At 71.7% G+C, this 17,662-nt stretch carries 12 protein-coding genes and 1 pseudogene; 2 read left to right on the top strand and 11 right to left on the bottom strand.

The features are described from left to right. Positions 1–9: 9 nt before the first annotated feature. Positions 10–1,575 carry a DUF6851 domain-containing protein gene (locus ACFQZ6_RS34470; protein ID WP_381617518.1) on the top strand — a complete coding sequence of 522 codons (1,566 nt, stop codon included), beginning with the start codon at positions 10–12 and terminating at the stop codon, positions 1,573–1,575. Positions 1,576–1,730: 155 nt separating this feature from the next. Then, positions 1,731–3,299 (top strand): DUF6851 domain-containing protein, encoded by a 1,569-nt coding sequence (locus tag ACFQZ6_RS34465; protein WP_381617515.1) that lies wholly within the window; start codon positions 1,731–1,733, stop codon positions 3,297–3,299. Between the two features lie 205 nt (positions 3,300–3,504). Here ACFQZ6_RS34465 and ACFQZ6_RS34460 read toward each other — a convergent pair whose 3' ends face one another. The 11 genes and pseudogenes from ACFQZ6_RS34460 to ACFQZ6_RS34410 form a co-directional block, all read right to left on the bottom strand. Beyond that, positions 3,505–4,167 carry a TetR/AcrR family transcriptional regulator gene (locus tag ACFQZ6_RS34460; RefSeq protein WP_381617512.1) on the bottom strand — a complete coding sequence of 221 codons (663 nt, stop codon included), beginning with the start codon at positions 4,165–4,167 and terminating at the stop codon, positions 3,505–3,507. A gap of 5 nt (positions 4,168–4,172) precedes the next feature. Continuing rightward, the gene (locus tag ACFQZ6_RS34455) at positions 4,173–5,726 is read right to left on the bottom strand and encodes a DHA2 family efflux MFS transporter permease subunit (protein ID WP_381617509.1); all 1,554 of its coding nucleotides are present in this window, start codon (positions 5,724–5,726) and stop codon (positions 4,173–4,175) included. 110 nt (positions 5,727–5,836) lie between these two features. Next, positions 5,837–6,634 carry an RNA polymerase subunit sigma-24 gene (locus ACFQZ6_RS34450; protein WP_381617507.1) on the bottom strand — a complete coding sequence of 266 codons (798 nt, stop codon included), beginning with the start codon at positions 6,632–6,634 and terminating at the stop codon, positions 5,837–5,839. A gap of 210 nt (positions 6,635–6,844) precedes the next feature. Further along, the gene (locus tag ACFQZ6_RS34445; RefSeq protein ID WP_381617504.1) at positions 6,845–8,245 is read right to left on the bottom strand and encodes an MFS transporter; all 1,401 of its coding nucleotides are present in this window, start codon (positions 8,243–8,245) and stop codon (positions 6,845–6,847) included. A gap of 43 nt (positions 8,246–8,288) precedes the next feature. Beyond that, positions 8,289–9,311, bottom strand: coding sequence for a 2-oxoacid:ferredoxin oxidoreductase subunit beta (locus ACFQZ6_RS34440; RefSeq protein WP_381617501.1), 1,023 nt, complete (start codon positions 9,309–9,311; stop codon positions 8,289–8,291). Then, positions 9,308–11,158: a 2-oxoacid:acceptor oxidoreductase subunit alpha gene (locus ACFQZ6_RS34435; protein ID WP_381617498.1), complete on the bottom strand. Its 1,851-nt coding sequence runs from the start codon at positions 11,156–11,158 to the stop codon at positions 9,308–9,310. Before ACFQZ6_RS34435 ends, ACFQZ6_RS34440 begins: the two co-directional genes overlap by 4 nt. Before the next feature lie 36 nt (positions 11,159–11,194). Next, complete coding sequence (locus ACFQZ6_RS34430) at positions 11,195–12,469, bottom strand: cation:proton antiporter domain-containing protein (protein WP_381617495.1); 1,275 nt, start codon at positions 12,467–12,469, stop codon at positions 11,195–11,197. 69 nt (positions 12,470–12,538) lie between these two features. Beyond that, positions 12,539–13,267 (bottom strand): helix-turn-helix domain-containing protein, encoded by a 729-nt coding sequence (locus ACFQZ6_RS34425; RefSeq protein ID WP_381617492.1) that lies wholly within the window; start codon positions 13,265–13,267, stop codon positions 12,539–12,541. Between the two features lie 68 nt (positions 13,268–13,335). Beyond that, complete coding sequence (locus ACFQZ6_RS34420; RefSeq protein WP_381617489.1) at positions 13,336–14,409, bottom strand: polyprenyl synthetase family protein; 1,074 nt, start codon at positions 14,407–14,409, stop codon at positions 13,336–13,338. A 225-nt stretch (positions 14,410–14,634) separates the two neighbouring features. Beyond that, a pseudogene (locus ACFQZ6_RS34415) lies at positions 14,635–16,220 on the bottom strand (class I adenylate-forming enzyme family protein). 280 nt (positions 16,221–16,500) lie between these two features. Beyond that, on the bottom strand, positions 16,501–17,658 hold the full coding sequence (locus ACFQZ6_RS34410) for a DegT/DnrJ/EryC1/StrS family aminotransferase (protein ID WP_381617486.1): 1,158 nt from the start codon (positions 17,656–17,658) through the stop codon (positions 16,501–16,503). Positions 17,659–17,662: the final 4 nt, after the last annotated feature.

Here is a 17,662-nt window from a genome sequence, read left to right as displayed (position 1 = left end):
GGGACACGCATGACGTCCGCACACACCTCCGTCACCGACCTGTCGCTGGGCCGAAGAACGCTGCTGGGAGGTGCCTCGGCGGCGGTGCTGTCGGCGCTGGCCTTCCCCCGGCTGGCGGCTGCCGCCGACGGCAAGGAGCTGGCGGTCGACTTCGACCTGGAGCACGGCAACTACATCAAGTGGACCCAGCCGCAGGACGCGCAGGCCGGGCTGGAGGGCAGGCTGGCGTTCATCGGCCCGATGGACGTGACGGTGTTCCTGTGGACGAGCCGCACCGCGATGCTGGCGGTGTTCGACGCGCTGGCGCCGTACCACGAGAGCGCGGTGGGGATCTTCACGCGGATCCCGCGGCGTCCGGCCGCGGAGTCGGCGACCAACCGGAACATGAACATCGCCACGATCTACGCCCAGTTGGGCATCTGGAAGCGGATGCTGCCCAACGACACGGCGGGCATCCGGCAGTTGATGACCGCGTTCGGTCTGGACCCCGACGACACCTCGGAGAACCTGTCCAGCCCGGTCGGCATCGGCAACGTGGCGGCGAAGAACGCCTGGGCGGCGCTGTCGCACGACGGGATGAACGTCCTGGGCTACGAGGGTGGCCGTAAGTACAACCCGCGCCCGTGGGCGGACTACACCGGCTACGAACCGGTGAACACGCCGTTCAAGCTGAACAACCCCTCGCGCTGGCAGCCGCAGCTGCAGCCGCACAACGGGCGGCGGGCCGGGGGCGGTCCGGGTGACATGGGCATCTACGTCACCCAGCACTTCGTCACCCCGCAGGCCGGCCGGGCCAAGGCGCTCATCTTCGACGACGTGCGCCAGTTCCAGCTGGCGCCGCCCGCGCACAGCGACCACACCAACCCGCGCGCCTACAAGCGGTCGGTGGACGAGATCGTCGAGGCGTCGGCGTCGCTGACCGACGAGCGCAAGGCGCTCGCGGAGATCATGGAGAACAAGCTCTGGGGCATCGGCTACTCCTCCATCGTGATCGCCCGCAAGTACGACGCGGACGACCACATGGGTGTGCACGGGTGGGCGCAGTGGCTGCTCCAGCACCTCCTGGCCACGTTCGACCCGCTGATCGCGGCCTGGCACTTCAAGCGCACGTACGACGCGGTGCGCCCGGTCAGCGCGGTGCGGCACGTGTACGGCAGGAGCAAGCTGACCGCGTGGGGCGGGCCCGGCATGGGCACCGTCGACGACATCCCCGCCAACGAGTGGCGCAGCTACCTGCCGGTGGGTGACCACCCGGAGTACCCCTCGGGGTCGACGACGCTGTGCTCGGCCACCTCGCAGGCGGCCAGGCGGTTCTTCGGCTCGGACGAGCTGGACTGGACGATCAACTACCCGGCCGGTTCCACGCTGATCGAGCCCGGTATGACCCCGGGCAGGGACCTGTCGATCCACTTCGCCACGTGGACCGACTTCACCCGCACCTGCGGCAGGAGCCGGGTCTGGGGCGGGGTGCACTTCAGCAAGACGGTGGAGCGCTCCATCGCCCTGGGTGAGCAGTTCGGTGATCTGGCCCACGCGTTCGTGCAGCGGCAGGTCAAGGGCGAGGTCCACGGCTGAGCCTGCCCCGTTCGTGGTGACCGGTGGCGGTGCGCGCGGGTGCGCGCCCGCCGCCGTCCCGCTGTGTCAACTGACCGGCCTCCGTCTTCTTCAGGGGGCGGGCCTGCCGCCCGCCCGGGGACGGGGCCTTCCTGCCAAGCAGAAGGAAGACGAACATGATGTCCGGACTGAACCCGGTCCTCAGCTCCTCGATGGGCCGCAGATCGCTGATCGCCGGCGGCTCGGCCGCCTTGCTGTCCACGCTGGCGTTCTCCCGCACGGCGGGTGCGGTCACCAGCGAGGAGCAGGTCGAGGTCGACTTCGACCTGGACACCGGCAACTACGTCAAGTGGGCCCAGCCGCAGGACGCCAAGGGCGGCTACTACTCCCCCAGCCTGAACTTCATCGGTCCGATGGACGCCACGGTGTTCCTGTGGACGAACCGGGCGGCGATGCTGGCGGCGTTCGACGCGCTGGCGCCGTACCACGAGACCGCGGTCGGGGTGTACTCGCGCATCCCGCGGCGTCCGGCCGCGGAGTCGGCGACCAACCGGAACATGAACATCGCCGTCATCCACGCCCAGTTGGGCATCTGGAAGCGGTTGCTGCCGCTGAACGTGGGCGGTCTGAAGCAGCTGATGGTGGCGCTCGGCCTGGACCCCGAGGACACCTCGGAGAACCTGACCAGCCCGGTCGGCATCGGCAACGTGGCGGCGAAGAACGCCTGGGCGGCGCTGTCGCACGACGGGATGAACGTCCTGGGCTACGAGGGCGGGCGTAAGTACAACCCGCGCCCGTGGGCGGACTACACCGGCTACGAGCCGGTGAACACGCCGTTCAAGCTGAACAACCCCTCGCGGTGGCAGCCGCAGTTGGGCCCGCACAACGGGCGCCGGGTCGGCGGGGGACCCGGCGACATGGGCATCTACGTCGGCCAGCACTTCGTCACGCCGCAGATCCGGCTGACCAAGCCGCACATCTTCGACGATCCGGCCCGGTTCCAGCTCGCCGCGCCCACGTTCAGCGACCACACCCGGCCCCGGGAGTACAAGCGGTCGGTGGACGAGATCATCGAGGCGTCCGCCAACCTCGACGACGAGCGCAAGGCGCTCGCGGAGATCATGGACAACAAGCTGTGGGGCATCGGCTACTCCTCGATCGTGGTCGCCCGCAACCACGACGCGGACGACACGATGGGCGTGCACGGCTGGGCCCAGTGGACGCTGCAGAGCATCCTGGCGACCTTCGACACGCTGATCGCGTGTTGGCACCAGAAGTACCGCTACGACGCGGTGCGTCCGCTCAGCGCGGTGCGGCACGTGTACGGCAGGAGCAAGCTGACCGCGTGGGGCGGGCCCGGCATGGGCACCGTCGACGACATTCCCGCCAACGAGTGGCGCAGCTACCTGACCACCGGTGACCACCCGGAGTACCCGTCGGGGTCCACGACGCTGTGTGCCGCCGGGTCGCAGACGTCGCGGCGGTTCTTCGGCGACGACACCCTGGACTGGACGTTCGTCTTCCCGGCCGGGTCCTCGCGCACGGAGCCGGATGCTGTGCCTGGCCGGGACGTCGACGTGCACTTCGCCACCTGGTCGGAGTTCGACAAGGCGTGTGCCCGTAGCCGGGTCGACGGCGGTGTCCACTTCCGCAAGACCGTCGAGCGGTCCCTGGTCTTCGGTGAGCAGTTCGGTGACCTGGCGCACGAGTTCGTGCAGCGGCAGGTCAGGGGCGGCAAGAGCTGAGCCCTGTGCTGGTCGGTCGTGTTCTGCCGCGCGGCGGCGGGCCCTGGTGCCCGCCGCCGCGCGCGGCGTGTGCCGGGCGCGGCAGGACCGGGGCGCGCGAAGGCGGGGCGTAGGAAGGCGGGGCGTAGTGAGGCGGGCACGAAAAAGGCGGGGGGCGCTGCCGGGTCCGGTCTGCGGATACGGCAGCGCCCCCCGCGGGGGTGTGTCACACGGTGCCTGACGTGGCGTCGGCGGGGCGGCCGACGGTGTCGGGGTGTTCCATCACCGTCATGGCCCGCTCGAGCATCTCCACCAGGCCGGTGTCCTCGCTGTGGTCGCCCCACAGCACCTGGTGCAGGGCGCCGGTCACGGCGCCGACCAGGACGTGGATCTCCAGGTTGTCGGCGGGCAGGCCCGCGCGTTCGGCGAGCAGTTCGCTGACGGATCTGGCCCAGCTGTCCTGGGACTCGCCGACCAGGGCCCGCATCGCGGGGATCTGGCGCACGAGCTTGCGCCGCCACCGGTACTCCTCGCTGAAGTCCTCGGCCAGCCTGCGCACCATCTCGGTCACCACCGCCCGCAGGGCGGCCAGCGGCGGCTCGCCCGGGGGGCGTTCCCGCAGGAACGCCATCATGTAGTTGGCGTAGTCGTCGGTGAGGACGATGTGTTCCTTGCTGGGGAAGTAGCGGAAGACGGTGCTGGGTGACACCTCGGCGGCGGCGGCGATCTGCTCGATGGTGGTGCTGTCGTACCCTCGCTCGTCGATCAGCCGACGGGCCGCCTCGCGGATCGCGTGGCGGGTGCGCAGCTTCTTGCGTTCACGCAGGCCGAGGCCGTCTGCGGCGACTGCGAGACCCGATACCGGTGCACTGGTCGTTGTAGAGGGCATACGGCTCATTGTCGCGCACCGTCCGCGATGTCGGACAGCGTATCGGGGACGGGCTGTTCCTTGTGGGTGTCCCCGTCCTTGCTGGCCGGGCGGCTGTCGGGCAGCTTGAGGGCGGCCAGCGCCGCGGCGAGGACACCGGCGATGCCGCACACCAGCATCACCGTGCTCATGCCGTCGACGAACGCGGACTCCGCGGAGCGGGCGAGGGCGGGCAGGTCGAGCTGGGCGGCGACGGCCTGGGCGGCGACCACGGACTCGTCGGCGGCGTCGGCCGCCTCGGCCGGGACCCCGCTGGTGTCGAGCCGGTCGGCGAACACGCCGCTGAGGACGCTGCCCAGCAGGGCGATGCCGATGGCGCCGCCGACCTGGCGCAGGGTGGTGTTCAGGCCGCTGCCGGTGCCTTCCTTGCCCTGCGGCAGCACCGCGAGGGCGGTGTCCAGGGCCGGGACCATCACCAGGCTCACGCCCAGACCGGTCAGGCTCATCCACACCACGGTGAAGCCGTAGCCGGAGTTGGTGTCGGTGGTGCTGCCCAGGAACATCGCCGCGGACATGATGAGCAGGCCCGCGATGACCAGCGGCCGGGTGCCGATCTTGGCGGTCAGCGGCGGCACGATCTTGGCGACGACGATCATGCCCGCCATCAGCGGCATCATGCGTACGCCGGTGGCGAAGGCGTCGTTGCCCTGGATGACCTGGAGGTACTGCGGCAGGACGAACATCAGGCCCATGAAGGTGAACATGCCCAGGATGAGGAAGAGCGTGTTCCAGCGGAAGACCGGGTTGCCCAGCAGTTCGAGGTCCACCATCGGCCGGGGCTGGCGGCGTTCGCGCAGCACCAGACCGGCGACCACCAGCACACCGCCGGTGATCGCGGTGATGATGACGGGGTCGCCCCAGCCCTTGGCGGGGGCCTCGATGATGCCGTAGACGAAGGCGCCGAGACCGGCGACGCCCATGAGCGCGCTCAGTACGTCGACCCGGGGGGCGGAGGGGTCCTTGGTCTCGGGGATCAGCAGCAGGCAGGCGATGATGCCGATGGCGACCAGCGGGACGTTGATGACGAAGATCGACCCCCACCAGAAGTGGTCCAGGAGCCAGCCGCCGATCAGCGGTCCGAGCGGCAGGCCGATCGACACGCCCACGGTGACGATCGCGATGGCCTTGGTCTGCTCCTCGCCCTTGAACAGGGTCGGGATGATGGACAGCGTCAGCGGCATGATCAGGGAACCGCCCAGGCCCATGATGGCGCGGGCCCCGATGAGCGCGCCGGGGCTGTCCACGAGCATTCCGATGATGGAGCCGCCGAGGAAGATCAGGAGTCCGGCGATCAGCAGTTTGCGCCGTCCGAAACGGTCGCCGAGGAAGCCCGCGGGGAGCATCGCTGCGGCGAAGACCACGGCATAGGCGTCGATGATCCACTGCAGCTCGCCCGTGGAGGCCCCGGTGTCGGAGGCCAGGGTGGGCAGGGCGACGTTCAGGATCGTCGTGTCGAATCCGACGACGAGGACGCTGATCGTGAGTCCGATCAGCGCTAACCAGCGATTTTTGACAGCCATAAGGAAATGCTAGCAGCTGTCACTTGCGAGCTGGTAGAGATTGGATGCCTCTCCCCCTCGCTGATCATGGCCTGGCGGGCGCCCGCACACGACAGCCGCCGGGGGCGCGGTCAGCCGGCCCGGTTCGCCTCGCGCAGGACCGCCTCGGCCTCGGCCACCGGGTCCGCGGGGGTGTCCTGCGCGCCGGGGATGACCAGGTGGACGCCCTCGACGCGGTCGTCCCGCAGGTCGAGGGCGATACCGCCGAGCACCCGCCCGGCACGGTCCCGCAGCAGGGAGCCGGGACGGCCGCTGAAGCGGTGCTCCTCCAGCCGCACGCCGATCCCGGCCAGCGGCGGGACGACGGCCGTCAGCAGCCGGGCCACGTTGCGGGCGCCGGTGACGTGGGCGGGCCAGGGCAGCGGCTCGCCGCCGCCGTCACTGGCCACGGCGACCGCGGCGACGATCTGCCGGGCCGCCTCCCCGGAGCAGCCCAGGGCGGCGGCCGTCTCCCAGGCGCCGCACCCGAACGCTTCCCGCAGCACGAACACCGCCCGCTCAAGCGGGGAGAGCCGCTCCAGCGCCAGCAGGGCCGCCGTCAGCAGCGACTCGGCCAGCTGAGCCGGGGCCCGCCGCCGCGCGCCGTCGTCCCCGCCGTCGTCCTGGCCGCCGCCGGGCAGCGGGCCGGCGGGCCACGGCCCGCGGTGCGTCTGCTGGCGCAGGCGTGCCGCGCGCAGCACACCGGTGCAGACGGCGATGACCTCGGCCGCGAGGTGCCCCTCGACGGACGCGGGCCGCGCCGCGGTGCCCGCCCAGCGCAGCCGGGCCGTCTCGACCGCGTCCCGTGCCTGGTCCGCGCCGCCCAGCGCCCGCCGGGCGATGGCGAACAGCAGCGGCCGTACCGCCTCGAACTCCTCGGCCCTGGTCACGGGCGCCTCCTTGGTGGGATCCCCAAACGCGCCGGGCGGGCCGCGGACCGCCACCGCCCCGCCCGGACATGCCGCGGCGGCGCGCCCGCCGACCGGGGGCTGGGAAACCGGCGGGCGCACCGCACCAGGGGGTGTGCGGGCGTCATCGTAGGGGCGGTGGCCGGTGGTGGCCCGTGGGGTGGACGGAACGTCGAGTTCGGTTCCGGCAGGTCACGACTGTCCGGAGACCAGCCCGGGAACCGGCCGGGGCGTCGTGGTGGACGGTTCGTCCCCCTCCTGCCGTCGGCCGCGGGCGGTCAGGCCCAGGGTGGCCAGCAGGGCGAGTGCGACCGGCGCGGCCAGGACGAGCAGGACCCTGGCCAGGGACCAGCCCGCGTCGACCATGAGGCCGCCGAACAGGCCGCCGAAGAGCGGGCCGACCTTGCCCGCGCTGTTGGCCCAGCTGACGCCGGTGGCGCGGGCGGACGGCGGGTAGGTGACCGCGGTGATCGCCTGGAGGACGGAGGTGGCCGCGGGCAGGCACAGGCCGAGCAGGAACGCGGTGACGAGCAGCGCGAGGAACTGCCCCGCCGTCGCGGCGGCGGCGCCGAGTCCGGCCGCGGTCAGCACCCACAGGGCGGTCAGCACCCGGAAGCGGTCGAACCGTTTGAGGACGAAGGACACCGACAGCTGTCCGATCAGGCCGCCCCAGCCGAACGCCGCCACGGACACCGCGGCCTTGGACTCCGACAGGCCGCCGTCCTCGGCCAGTTCGGGCAGATAGGTGATGATGACGAAGGCGATGCCCTGGCCGAGGAAGAAGCACAGCCACAGCGGCAGCGTCAGCAGGGCGAACCGCCGGGACAGCACCGTCTTCGGGCCGGGCTGCCGGGCGCGCTTGCGCCGGGTGCCGTGGCTGAAGTCCACGGTGGAGAAGTCCTTGTCCGTGTCCTCGAAGACGCTCGCCAGTACGGCGCGCACCTCATGCTCCGGGCGCCCGCGGGCGGTCAGCACGCTGGCGGACTCCGGGATGGTGCGCACGAGCGCGGGGAGCAGCAGCAGCGGGGCGAGCCCGCAGACCACCAGCAGGGTGGGCCAGCCCGCGGTGGAGTTCAGTACCGCGGCGAGGATGCCGCCGACGGTGGTACCGGCGGTCACCCCGGCGAAGGCCAGCGCCACCATCTGGAGCCTGCGGGCGGCGGGCATCCAGTCCGCGACCAGTGCCATCACCGTCGGCAGGACCGCGCCCAGGCCCAGACAGGCCAGGGCCCGCAGTCCGGCGAACGCTCCGATGCCGCCGGTCAGGCCCATGGCGGCGGTGCCCAGGCCGAAGGTGGCGGTGCCGGCGACGGTGATGGCCTTGCGGCCGTAGCGGTCGGCGAGCGGACCGGCGACCACCCCGCCGATGATCACCGCCAGGACGGTCACGGTCACCGTCACCGTCACGGCCCGGTCACCCACCCCCCAGTCGTCCTTGATCCGGGGGTAGACGAAAGCGGCGACGCTGAGGTCCAGCCCCTCGGCCACCATCGCCAGCAGGCCCACTGTGACGATGCGCCGCTGGCGGGCGCCCATCGGCCGCTGGTCGATGTACTCCTGCGGGCTCAGGCGTGCCGAGGCATCCGTGCTCATGGGCGGCGCCCCTTTCTTTGCGGTCTTGTCCAAGGCGCGTGGTTCATCCGACGGTCCAGGTGTCGCCGCCGGCGAGGAGGGCGGCGAGGTCGCCCTTGCCGCGCTGTTCGACGGCCTGGTCGAGCTGGTCGGCCATGAGGTCGTCGTAGACGGGGCGGGTGACGGAGCGCAGGACGCCGATGGGGGTGTGGTGCAGGGTGTCGGGGTCGGCGAGCCGGGACAGCGCGAACGCGGTCGTCGCGGACGCGGCGTGCGCGTCGTGCACGAGGACCTGGTGCTCGTTCTCCGGCGTGACGGTGACGACCTTCAGCTCCCCGCTCGCCGCATCCCGGATGACGCCCTTGGCCTGGTCGGCGCCGAAGCGGATGGGCTGGCCGTGTTCCAGGCGGATCACCGCCTCCTGGGCCTGCTGCTTGTCCTTCAGCGCGTCGAAGGCGCCGTCGTTGAAGATGTTGCAGTTCTGGTAGATCTCGATCAGTGCCGTGCCCGGGTGGTCGGCGGCCTGCCGCAGTACGTCGGTGAGGTGCCTCCGGTCGGAGTCGAGGGTGCGGGCGACGAACGACGCCTCCGCGCCCAGCGCGAGGGAGACGGGGTTGAAGGGGGCGTCCAGGGAGCCCATCGGCGTCGACTTGGTGATCTTGCCGACCTCGGAGGTGGGTGAGTACTGGCCCTTGGTCAGGCCGTAGATGCGGTTGTTGAACAGCAGGATCTTCAGGTTGACGTTGCGGCGCAGGGCGTGGATGAGGTGGTTGCCGCCGATGGAGAGGGCGTCGCCGTCGCCGGTGACCACCCACACGGACAGGTCGCGGCGGGAGGCGGCAAGTCCGGTGGCGATGGCGGGGGCGCGGCCGTGGATGGAGTGCATCCCGTAGGTGTTCATGTAGTACGGGAAGCGGGAGGAGCAGCCGATGCCGGAGACGAAGACGATGTTCTCCTTCGCCAGGCCGAGCTGGGGCATGAAGCCCTGGACGGCGGCGAGGATGGCGTAGTCGCCGCAGCCCGGGCACCAGCGCACTTCCTGGTCGGACTTGAAGTCCTTGGGCACGAGGCGCAGTTCAGTGGTCATCGCAGGGTGGCTTCCAGTACGTGGGCGAGCTGCTCTTCCTTGAACGGCATCCCGTTGACCTGGGTGTAGGGCGTCACGTCGGCGAGGTAGCGGGCGCGCAGCAGCAGCGACAGCTGGCCCAGGTTCATCTCCGGCACCACGATGTGCCGGTAGCGGGCCAGGACCGTGCCCAGGTTGGGCGGGAACGGGTTGAGGTGGCGCAGATGGGCCTGCGCGATCTCCTTGCCCGCGGTGCGCAGTCTTCGGACCGCCGCGGTGATCGGCCCGTACGTCGATCCCCAGCCCAGCACGAGCGTGCGCGCGGTGCCGGTGGGGTCGTCGACCTCGACGTCGGGGACGTCGACGCCGTCGATCTTGGCCTGCCGGGTGCGGACCATGAAGTCGTGGTTGGCGGGGTCGTAGGAGATGTTCCCGGTGCCGTCCTGCTTCTCGATCCCGCCGATGCGGTGCTCAAGGCCCGGCGTGCCCGGAATCGCCCACGGGCGGGCCAGGGTGTGCGGGTCGCGTTTGTAGGGCCAGAAGACCTCGGTGCCGTCCTCCAGGGTGTGGTTCGGACCCTGGGCGAAGGGGGTGCGCAGGTCGGGGAGGTCGTCGGGGGCGGGGATGCGCCAGGGTTCGGAGCCGTTGGCGAGGTAGCCGTCGGACAGCAGCATCACCGGGGTGCGGTAGGTCAGCGCGATCCGGGCGGCCTCCAGGGCGGTGTCGAAGCAGTCGGCCGGGGTGCGCGGGGCGAGGACCGGGACCGGCGCCTCACCGTTGCGGCCGAACATCGCCTGGAGCAGGTCCGCCTGCTCGGTCTTGGTCGGCAGGCCCGTGGAGGGGCCGCCGCGCTGGATGTCGATGACCAGCAGCGGCAGTTCGAGGGAGACGGCCAGTCCGATGGTCTCGCTCTTGAGCGCGACACCGGGACCGGAGGTGGTCGTGACGGCCAGCGAGCCGCCGAAGGCCGCGCCCAGCGCCGCGCCGATGCCCGCGATCTCGTCCTCCGCCTGGAAGGTCCGCACGCCGAAGTTCTTGTGCTTGCTCAGCTCGTGCAGGATGTCCGAGGCCGGGGTGATCGGGTACGAGCCCAGGAACAGCGGCAGATCCGCCTGCCGGGACGCGGCGACCAGGCCGTAGGACAGCGCCAGGTTCCCGGAGATGTTGCGGTACGTCCCCGTGGGGAACGCCTGCTGCGCCGGAGCCACCTCGTAGGAGACCGCGAAGTCCTCGGTCGTCTCCCCGAAGTTCCAGCCCGCCCGGAACGCGGCGATGTTCGCCGCCGCGATCTCCGGCTTCTTGGCGAACTTCGTCTTCAGGAAGGTCTCCGTGCCCTCCGTGGGCCGGTGGTACATCCAGCTCAGCAGCCCCAGCGCGAACATGTTCTTGCTGCGCTCGGCCTCCTTGCGGGAGAGGTCGAAGTCCTTCAGCGCCTCCACCGTCAGCGTCGTCAGCGGCACCGGGTGCAGGTGGTAGCCGTCGAGGGAGCCGTCCTCCAACGGGTTGGCCGCGTAGCCGACCTTCTGCATCGCGCGCTTGGTGAACTCGTCGGTGTTGACGATGATTTCGGCGCCGGGTGGGAGGTCGGTGAGGTTGGCTTTGAGGGCGGCGGGGTTCATCGCGACCAGGACGTTCGGGGCGTCGCCGGGGGTGATGATGTCGTGGTCGGCGAAGTGCAGTTGGAACGAGGACACGCCGGGCAGGGTGCCCGCGGGGGCGCGGATCTCGGCGGGGAAGTTCGGCAGGGTGGACAGGTCGTTGCCGAACGACGCCGTCTGGGAGGTGAAGCGGTCCCCGGTGAGCTGCATACCGTCGCCTGAGTCCCCCGCGAACCTGATCACCACCCGGTTCAGACGCTGCACGGGCATGAGCACTCCTTCACGACGGTGGGGGGTGGGGGTGGGTCAGGCGGCGGTGCGGACGGTCTCGGTCTCCGCCGGGGGGTCGGGCGCGTAGGGGGTGGCGGTGTCGGCGGCGGTGGGGCGGCCGAGGATCCAGTTCAGGAGCGGGCCGGTCATCGCGGTGGTGATGACGGCCATGACGACCATGAGCGAGTACAGGTCGCGTCCGAGGAAGCCCAGTTGCAGGCCCACGTTGAGGACGATGAGTTCGGTCAGGCCGCGGGTGTTCATCAAGGTGGCGAGCGCGGCGGCGGGCCGGGGGGGCATCCGGTGCAGGCGGGCGGCGGTGAACGCGCCGAGGAACTTGCCGCCGACGGCGACGAGGAGGATCAGCGCGAGGGCTCCCAGCGCGGACCCGTCCAGGGTGGACAGGTCGACCTGGAGGCCGGAGACCAGGAAGAACACCGGCAGCAGCAGGGTGGAGGTCATCTGCCCGAGGCGGTCGTGGATGTGGGTGCGCAGGCGGTCGGTGCCGGTGCGCGGGAGGACCGCGCCGAAGAGGAAGGCGCCGAAGATGTAGTGCAGGCCGACCCATTCGGTGGCGGCGGCGGACAGCAGCAGGCCCGCCAGGACGCACGCGAACACCGTGGGGGTGAGGGTGAGGTGCGGCCTGCTTTCGGCGTAGCGGCGCAGCAGGGGCCGTACGGCGAGGAGCATGGCGGCCAGGTAGGGGATGGCCAGCAGCATCCGCCACTGGTCGGCGTCGGCGGAGCCGCTGGCGGCGACGATGACGGCGAGCAGGGTCCAGGCGAGGACGTCGCCGATGGCGGCGCAGGCGATGGCCATGGCGCCCAGGGAGGTGTGGGTCATGTGCCGGTCGGTGAGGATGCGGGCCAGGACCGGGAAGGCGGTGATCGACATGGCGATGCCGAGGAAGAGCATGAAGCCGGTCTTGTCGTCGGTGCCGTAGTCGTCGGCGAGGTAGAGCGCGAGGAGGGTGCCCAGGCCGAAGGGGACCAGGATGGAGCTGAGGGAGACGGTGGTGGCGAGGCTGGTGTTGCCGCGCAGCAGGGTGGCGTCCACTTCCAGGCCGACGATGAACATGAAGACCGCGACGCCGACCGCTGCCAGGGCGCTGAGCAGGGGCCGGGTGTCGGCGGGGAAGAGGTGCTCGGAGAGCGCCCCGTTGACGACCGTGGGTCCCAGCGCGATACCGGCGAGGACCTCGCCGATCACCGCGGGCTGGCCCAGGCGCCGGGCCAGCGCGCCCAGCAGGCGGGCCAGCAGCACGATGACGGCCAGGCCGAGGAGGAGGGACGTGGTCTGATGTGTGCTCATGCGTTCTGTCTCCGGGTGCCGGGGGCGCGCCGCGCGGCGGGTGGGGTGGCCGCGGGGCGCGGGGGCAGGTCACGCCGCCAGTGGCTGCGGGTCGATGCCCATCGAGGCGGAGAGGATCGGCGGTCGCGTCCAGTCCATGGGGGACAAGGTGATGTCGAGGGGGCGGGGGGTGGGGCCCGCCACCTTCACGGGGCCGACGGTGGCGACCAGCAGGGCCCGGTCCGCGCTGGCGGGGGTGGGGCGGGTGTGGGCGACGGCGTGGATGTACCAGGTGCCTTCGGGGACGCGGGGCAGGGTGAAGCGTCCGGGGGCGGCGGTGTTGCTCCAGGAGGCGGGCACGCCCTGGAGGAGGGCGCTGTCGAAGGCGCCGACGGAGGCGCTGGTGAGGGGGGCGCCGTCGGTGTGCAGGGTGCCGGTCACCCAGCCGGTGGGCGCGGCGGGCGCGGGCCGGGTGGCGCGGTGGTCGGCGCGCACGCTGCTCAGGGAGAGTCTGCGGTACTGGGTGGGGGACAGTCCGACGAGTTCGGTGAAGCGGCGGGTGAAGCTGCCGGTGCTGCTGTAGCCGACGCGGGCGGAGATGTCGGCGACGGTGAGGGCGGTGCTGAGCAGCAGGCGCTGGGCTTCCTGGAGGCGTACGGCGGTCAGGAACCGTCCGGGGGTGACGCCGGTGACGCGGGTGAACACCCTCAGCAGGTGGTACTTGCTGACCATGACGCTGCGGGCCAGGTCGTCGAGGGTGAGGGGTTCCCCGTAGCGTTCGCGGATGAGGGTGACGGTATGCCGTACTGCGTGCTCCATGAGGGGTGCTCCTGGTCGCGGTGGTTCGTGGCCGTGCTGCCGTCGAAGCGGGGCCGCCAGGTCAGCTGTCAGCTGTTGCGGTAGGTGACGCGGACGGCCATGTCCGCCAGTTCGGTGCGCCAGGCGGGGTCGATGGGGGCGTCCGCGATGGCCTTGCGGCCGCGTTCGACGAGGTCGGCGATGTGGCGTTCGACGTCGTCGGGGACGCCGGTGTCCAGTAGGCGGCGGCGTACCTCGTCGGGGGTGTGGCCGGGTTCGGTCATCAGGGTGCGGATGTGTTCGTCGCGTTGCATGGCCCAGCCCAGCAGCAGGGTCATCTTGTACTGGCTGAAGTCCAGGCCCGCGGGTTTGCCGGTCTGGGCGGAGTCGCCGAAGGCGTCCAGCAGGTCGTCGCGGAGCTGGAACGCCTCACCGACGGCCTCGCCGTACTCGGCGAACGCGGCGGCCAGGTCGGGGCGGCCCGCGCCGGCCGCGCCCATGACCAGGGGCCGGTGGATGGTGTAGCGGCCGGACTTGATCAGGGCGATCAGGCGGGACAGGCGGGGGTCGACGGCGAACTCGGCGGCGGCGGTGACGTCGAGGCACTGGCCGACCTGGACCTCGGAGCGCAGGTGGTGCCATTCGGGGAGCAGGCCGGTGGGGGCGTGGGCCATGAGCTGGTCGGAGTAGACCAGGGCGAGGTCGCCGATGAGGATGGCCATGCCCTCGCCGTAGCGGCGGGCCTCGCCGCGCCAGGTGTGGCGGGTGTGGTGCTGGGCGAACGCGGTGTGCATGGTGGGCTTGCCGCGGCGCTGGGTGGAGTTGTCGACGACGTCGTCGTGGATGAGGGCGGAGACGTGCAGCATCTCCAGGCCCGCGGCGGCGGAGACGATGCCGGGGTCCTCGAGGTCGCCGCCCGCGGCGAGGTAGCCGGTGAGGCAGAACGCGGGCCGGATGCGTTTGCCGCCCGAGGTGACCAGGTCGGACAGGGTGGTGAGGACGGTGGCGGCCCGTTCGTCGACCTCGGCGAAGCGGGTGTGTTCGGCGGTGAGGAACGAGCGCAGCCGGTGTTCCACCCGCTCCAGCAGGTCGTCGGTGATACGGCGCACGGATGCGGTGGGCTCTGGGCCGTCGGCGGGCCCGGAGGTCACGTCGGTGGTCACTGCGTATCTCCTTGGGCAGGGCGGGTGAGCTGTCGCGGGGGTGAGCGCGGGGCAGCCCCGGGGCCGGTGGGGGCTGGTCCGGGGCTGTTGTGCTGCGGCTCGCGGCGGGATGCCCGCCGTGGGGTGGGTGCTGTGCGCTGGGGGGTTTCGCGTGCTGGGGCGGGGCAAGGGCGCCTGCGGGAGGGTGCGGGCGCCCTTGCCCCGGGGCGGGGTGCGGGCGGCGGGTCAGGCCGAGGTGCCGGGCTGTTGGCCGAAGCGGCGGGCGAGGGCCAGGCGCTGCACCTTGAGGGTGGCGGTGCGCGGCAGTTCGGCCTGCGGGATCTGGACGGGGTCGGCGAGCTGCGGGAAGTCGGCGACGGCGCGGCGCCAGCGGGCCAGGTCCAGGGGGGCGTCGTCGACGGTGCAGATGACGGGGACGGGTTCGGAGTTGGGGCCCTGGACGACGACGAGTTCGCTGAGTTCGTCGAGCTTGCTCAGGACGACGTCCTCGACCTCCAGGGAACTGCGCACGCCGGGGATCATGTCGACTTCGCGGTCGAGCATGTGCAGGCAGCCGAACTTGGTGCGGTAGCCGACGTCGCCGGTGCGCCACCAGTCGCCGTTGCGGTTGGTGTCGTAGCGGTCCTGTTCGCCGTAGTAGGTCTTGGCCAGGCCGTCCCAGGCGACCTCGATGAAGCCGGGGTTGGCCTCGGAGGGGGTCTGTCCGTCGCGGCTGACGACGCGGACGCGGGCGGCGCCGTGCGGCATGGCCCAGCCCACGCAGCGGCCGTTGGCCTTGTGAGCGGAGTGGCGGAAGTAGGCGCGGCCGACGGCGGGGCCGACCTCGCTCTGGCCGTAGATCTGGAAGAACAGGGCGCCGCGCCGGTTGGACGCCTTCAGCAGGCGGCTCATGGTGCGCGGGTGGATGGCGTCGAAGGTGCTGGAGAACACCTTGACGTTCCCGAACGGCATCCGCGGGTCGTCGGCGAGTTCCTCCCACTCCATCAGGGAGTTGGGCAGCGCCTCGATGAACACCGGCCGGTGCCGGATGAGTTGCTCGGCGACCGCGGCCGGGTCGGCTTCCCGCATGAGCAGGACGGGGTACTGCCTGAGCAGGGCCAGCGACATCGCGGCGACCATGCGGGAGTGCACGAACGGCACGTGGATGGCGACGGTTTCCTTCTTGCGCATCAGCGACAGCAGCCGCCACTGCGGCACCAGGCGGATGCCCTGGGTGCGGGGGGTGTGCACGACGAGCTTGGGGATGCCGGTGGTGCCGGAGGTGTGGGTGATGACGGCGGCCTCGTCGATGGGGCGGACCACCGGCCGTACGCGGGGGGAGCCCGCGAGGGAGGCGAGGGTGACGGCGCCGGGGCGTTCCCCGGCGGAGCTGATCACCCGGCGGGTGAGGTCGTCCAGGGAGATCCCGGCGAGCAGGTCGAGCTTGGCGCCGTCGGTGAGCAGGGTGGGCTGGCCGACCCGCTTGAGGAGGACGGCGACGGTCTCCGCATCCAGGTGGGGGAGAGGTTGACCACGATGCCGCCGATGCGGGAGACCGCGGCGGCGAGCATCCAGTGGTCGGCGTTGGCCGTCTTGAAGATCACGACGTGCTCGTCGGGGCGTACTCCGGCCGCCCACAGGCGGGCCGCGAGGTCGTCGACGTGTTCGGCGTACTGGGCCACCGTCAGCCGCCGTCCCACCTCGGGCAGGACCTCCAGGTCGTGGTCGAGGGTGATCGGCGTCGACGGGTTCACGGCCGCGGCCATCTCCGGCAGGAGGCCGATGTGAAGACCGCGCTTCTGTATCGATGTGTAGACCGTAGAGCCCTTCATGGGGTCTGTCTCCTTTGGGCGCGCTGCGAGGTCGACGGCGGGGTGCGGGAACCGTGGCCGGGCGGTGACGCCGCCCGCGGCTTTCGGTGTGCCGGTGGGCGCGTCGGGAGCGTATGAACCGCCTCTCAAATACCGGTGGACTCCCGGCACAGCCGGGGGTCGTGCGGCTGCGGCCTGGCGGCGCGGGGCGGGTGCCGGGGAGCCGACCACCGCCGCCCGGGGTGGTCTTTCCGGGGGGGGCGGGGCGGTCGGTTCGCCGGGGTGGGTGGGTGCGGTGCGCTCAGGCGGCGCGGCCGGGGGTGGTGCGGTGGGTGCGGACCGCGGTGCGCAGGGCGGCGGCGACGCGTTCGGTCTGGTCGTCGGTGAGTTCGGCGTGCATGGGGATGGCGAGGTTGCGGGCGAACAGGTCCGCGGAGACGGGGCAGGTCTCCTTGCCCGCGAAGACGGGCTGGACGTGGGTGGCCCAGGTGCCGTGTCCGCAGCCGATGCCCTGGGCGCGCAGGTCCTTGGCGAGGGCGGCCCGGTCCACGGACGGGTCCAGGGTGACCATGTAGGACTGCCAGGCGTGGGTGCGGTCCTCGGGCACCTGGGGCAGGGTCAGCAGTTCCTCGTCGGCGAGGAGTTCGCCGTAGCGGGCCGCGACCTGGCTGCGGCGCTTGAGGAGTTCGCCGATGCGGCCGATCTGCACCTGGAGGATGGCCGCGGCGATGTCGGACAGTTTGAAGTTGTAGCCGATCTCGGTGAACTCCGGGATCGGCAGCCCCACCACCTGCGCCTGGTCGAAGATGGAGCCGATGCCGAAGGAGGAGCGCAGCCTCGCGTCGGCGCCCACGGCGGGATCGGTGGCGATCAGGGCGCCGCCCTCACCGCTGGTGGCGCCCTTGCGTCCGTGGAAGGACAGGCACGCCACCTCCGCCAGCGCGCCCGCCTCACGCCCCTGGTAGGTGGCGCCCACGGCGCAGGCCGCGTCCTCCACGACGAACAGGCCGTGGCGGTCGGCGAGGGTCTGCAGTTGGGCGTAGTCGGCGGGCATCCCGACCGTGTCGACGGCGATGATGCCCACCGTGCGCGGGCCGATCAGGTCCGCGACCGCCTGCGGGTCGATGGTGCCGGTGTCCGCGCGCACGTCGGCGAGGACGGGGACGGCGCCCACGTAGCGCACGGCGTGCGCGGGGGCGGGGAAGGTGTAGTCGGCGACGATGACCTCGTCGCCGGGCTTGACGCCGAGGGCGAGCATGGCCAGGTGCAGGGCGGCGCCGCAGTTGCTCACCGCGACCGCGTCCCCGGCGCCGTAGCGTTCCTTCAGCTGGGCTTCCAGGGCCTTGCCGCGGGGGCCCTGCCCGGCGGGCCAGCCGGAGGCGAACACCTCGGCGACGGCGGCCAGTTCCTGCTCCCCCAGGCTGGCGTGGACCAGGGGTATCGCGTCCTTCGGGCTCATCTCG

Source organism: Streptomyces flavalbus (assembly GCF_042674625.1).
GTDB classification, from domain to species: Bacteria; Actinomycetota; Actinomycetes; order Streptomycetales; family Streptomycetaceae; genus Streptomyces; species Streptomyces flavalbus.
The sequence above is the reverse complement of the archived record's forward strand: the minus strand, read 5'-3'. Positions and strand labels throughout refer to the sequence as shown.

What these genes read in the sequence shown, in the direction of transcription:
- ACFQZ6_RS34470 (WP_381617518.1), top strand. Translation starts at nt 10, where the DNA reads ATGACGTCCGCACACACCTCCGTCACCGACCTGTCGCTGGGCCGAAGA.
- ACFQZ6_RS34465 (WP_381617515.1), top strand. Translation starts at nt 1,731, where the DNA reads ATGATGTCCGGACTGAACCCGGTCCTCAGCTCCTCGATGGGCCGCAGA.
- ACFQZ6_RS34460 (WP_381617512.1), bottom strand. Translation starts at nt 4,167, where the DNA reads ATGCCCTCTACAACGACCAGTGCACCGGTATCGGGTCTCGCAGTCGCC.
- ACFQZ6_RS34455 (WP_381617509.1), bottom strand. Translation starts at nt 5,726, where the DNA reads ATGGCTGTCAAAAATCGCTGGTTAGCGCTGATCGGACTCACGATCAGC.
- ACFQZ6_RS34445 (WP_381617504.1), bottom strand. Translation starts at nt 8,245, where the DNA reads ATGAGCACGGATGCCTCGGCACGCCTGAGCCCGCAGGAGTACATCGAC.
- ACFQZ6_RS34440 (WP_381617501.1), bottom strand. Translation starts at nt 9,311, where the DNA reads ATGACCACTGAACTGCGCCTCGTGCCCAAGGACTTCAAGTCCGACCAG.
- ACFQZ6_RS34435 (WP_381617498.1), bottom strand. Translation starts at nt 11,158, where the DNA reads ATGCCCGTGCAGCGTCTGAACCGGGTGGTGATCAGGTTCGCGGGGGAC.
- ACFQZ6_RS34430 (WP_381617495.1), bottom strand. Translation starts at nt 12,469, where the DNA reads ATGAGCACACATCAGACCACGTCCCTCCTCCTCGGCCTGGCCGTCATC.
- ACFQZ6_RS34425 (WP_381617492.1), bottom strand. Translation starts at nt 13,267, where the DNA reads ATGGAGCACGCAGTACGGCATACCGTCACCCTCATCCGCGAACGCTAC.
- ACFQZ6_RS34410 (WP_381617486.1), bottom strand. Translation starts at nt 17,658, where the DNA reads ATGAGCCCGAAGGACGCGATACCCCTGGTCCACGCCAGCCTGGGGGAG.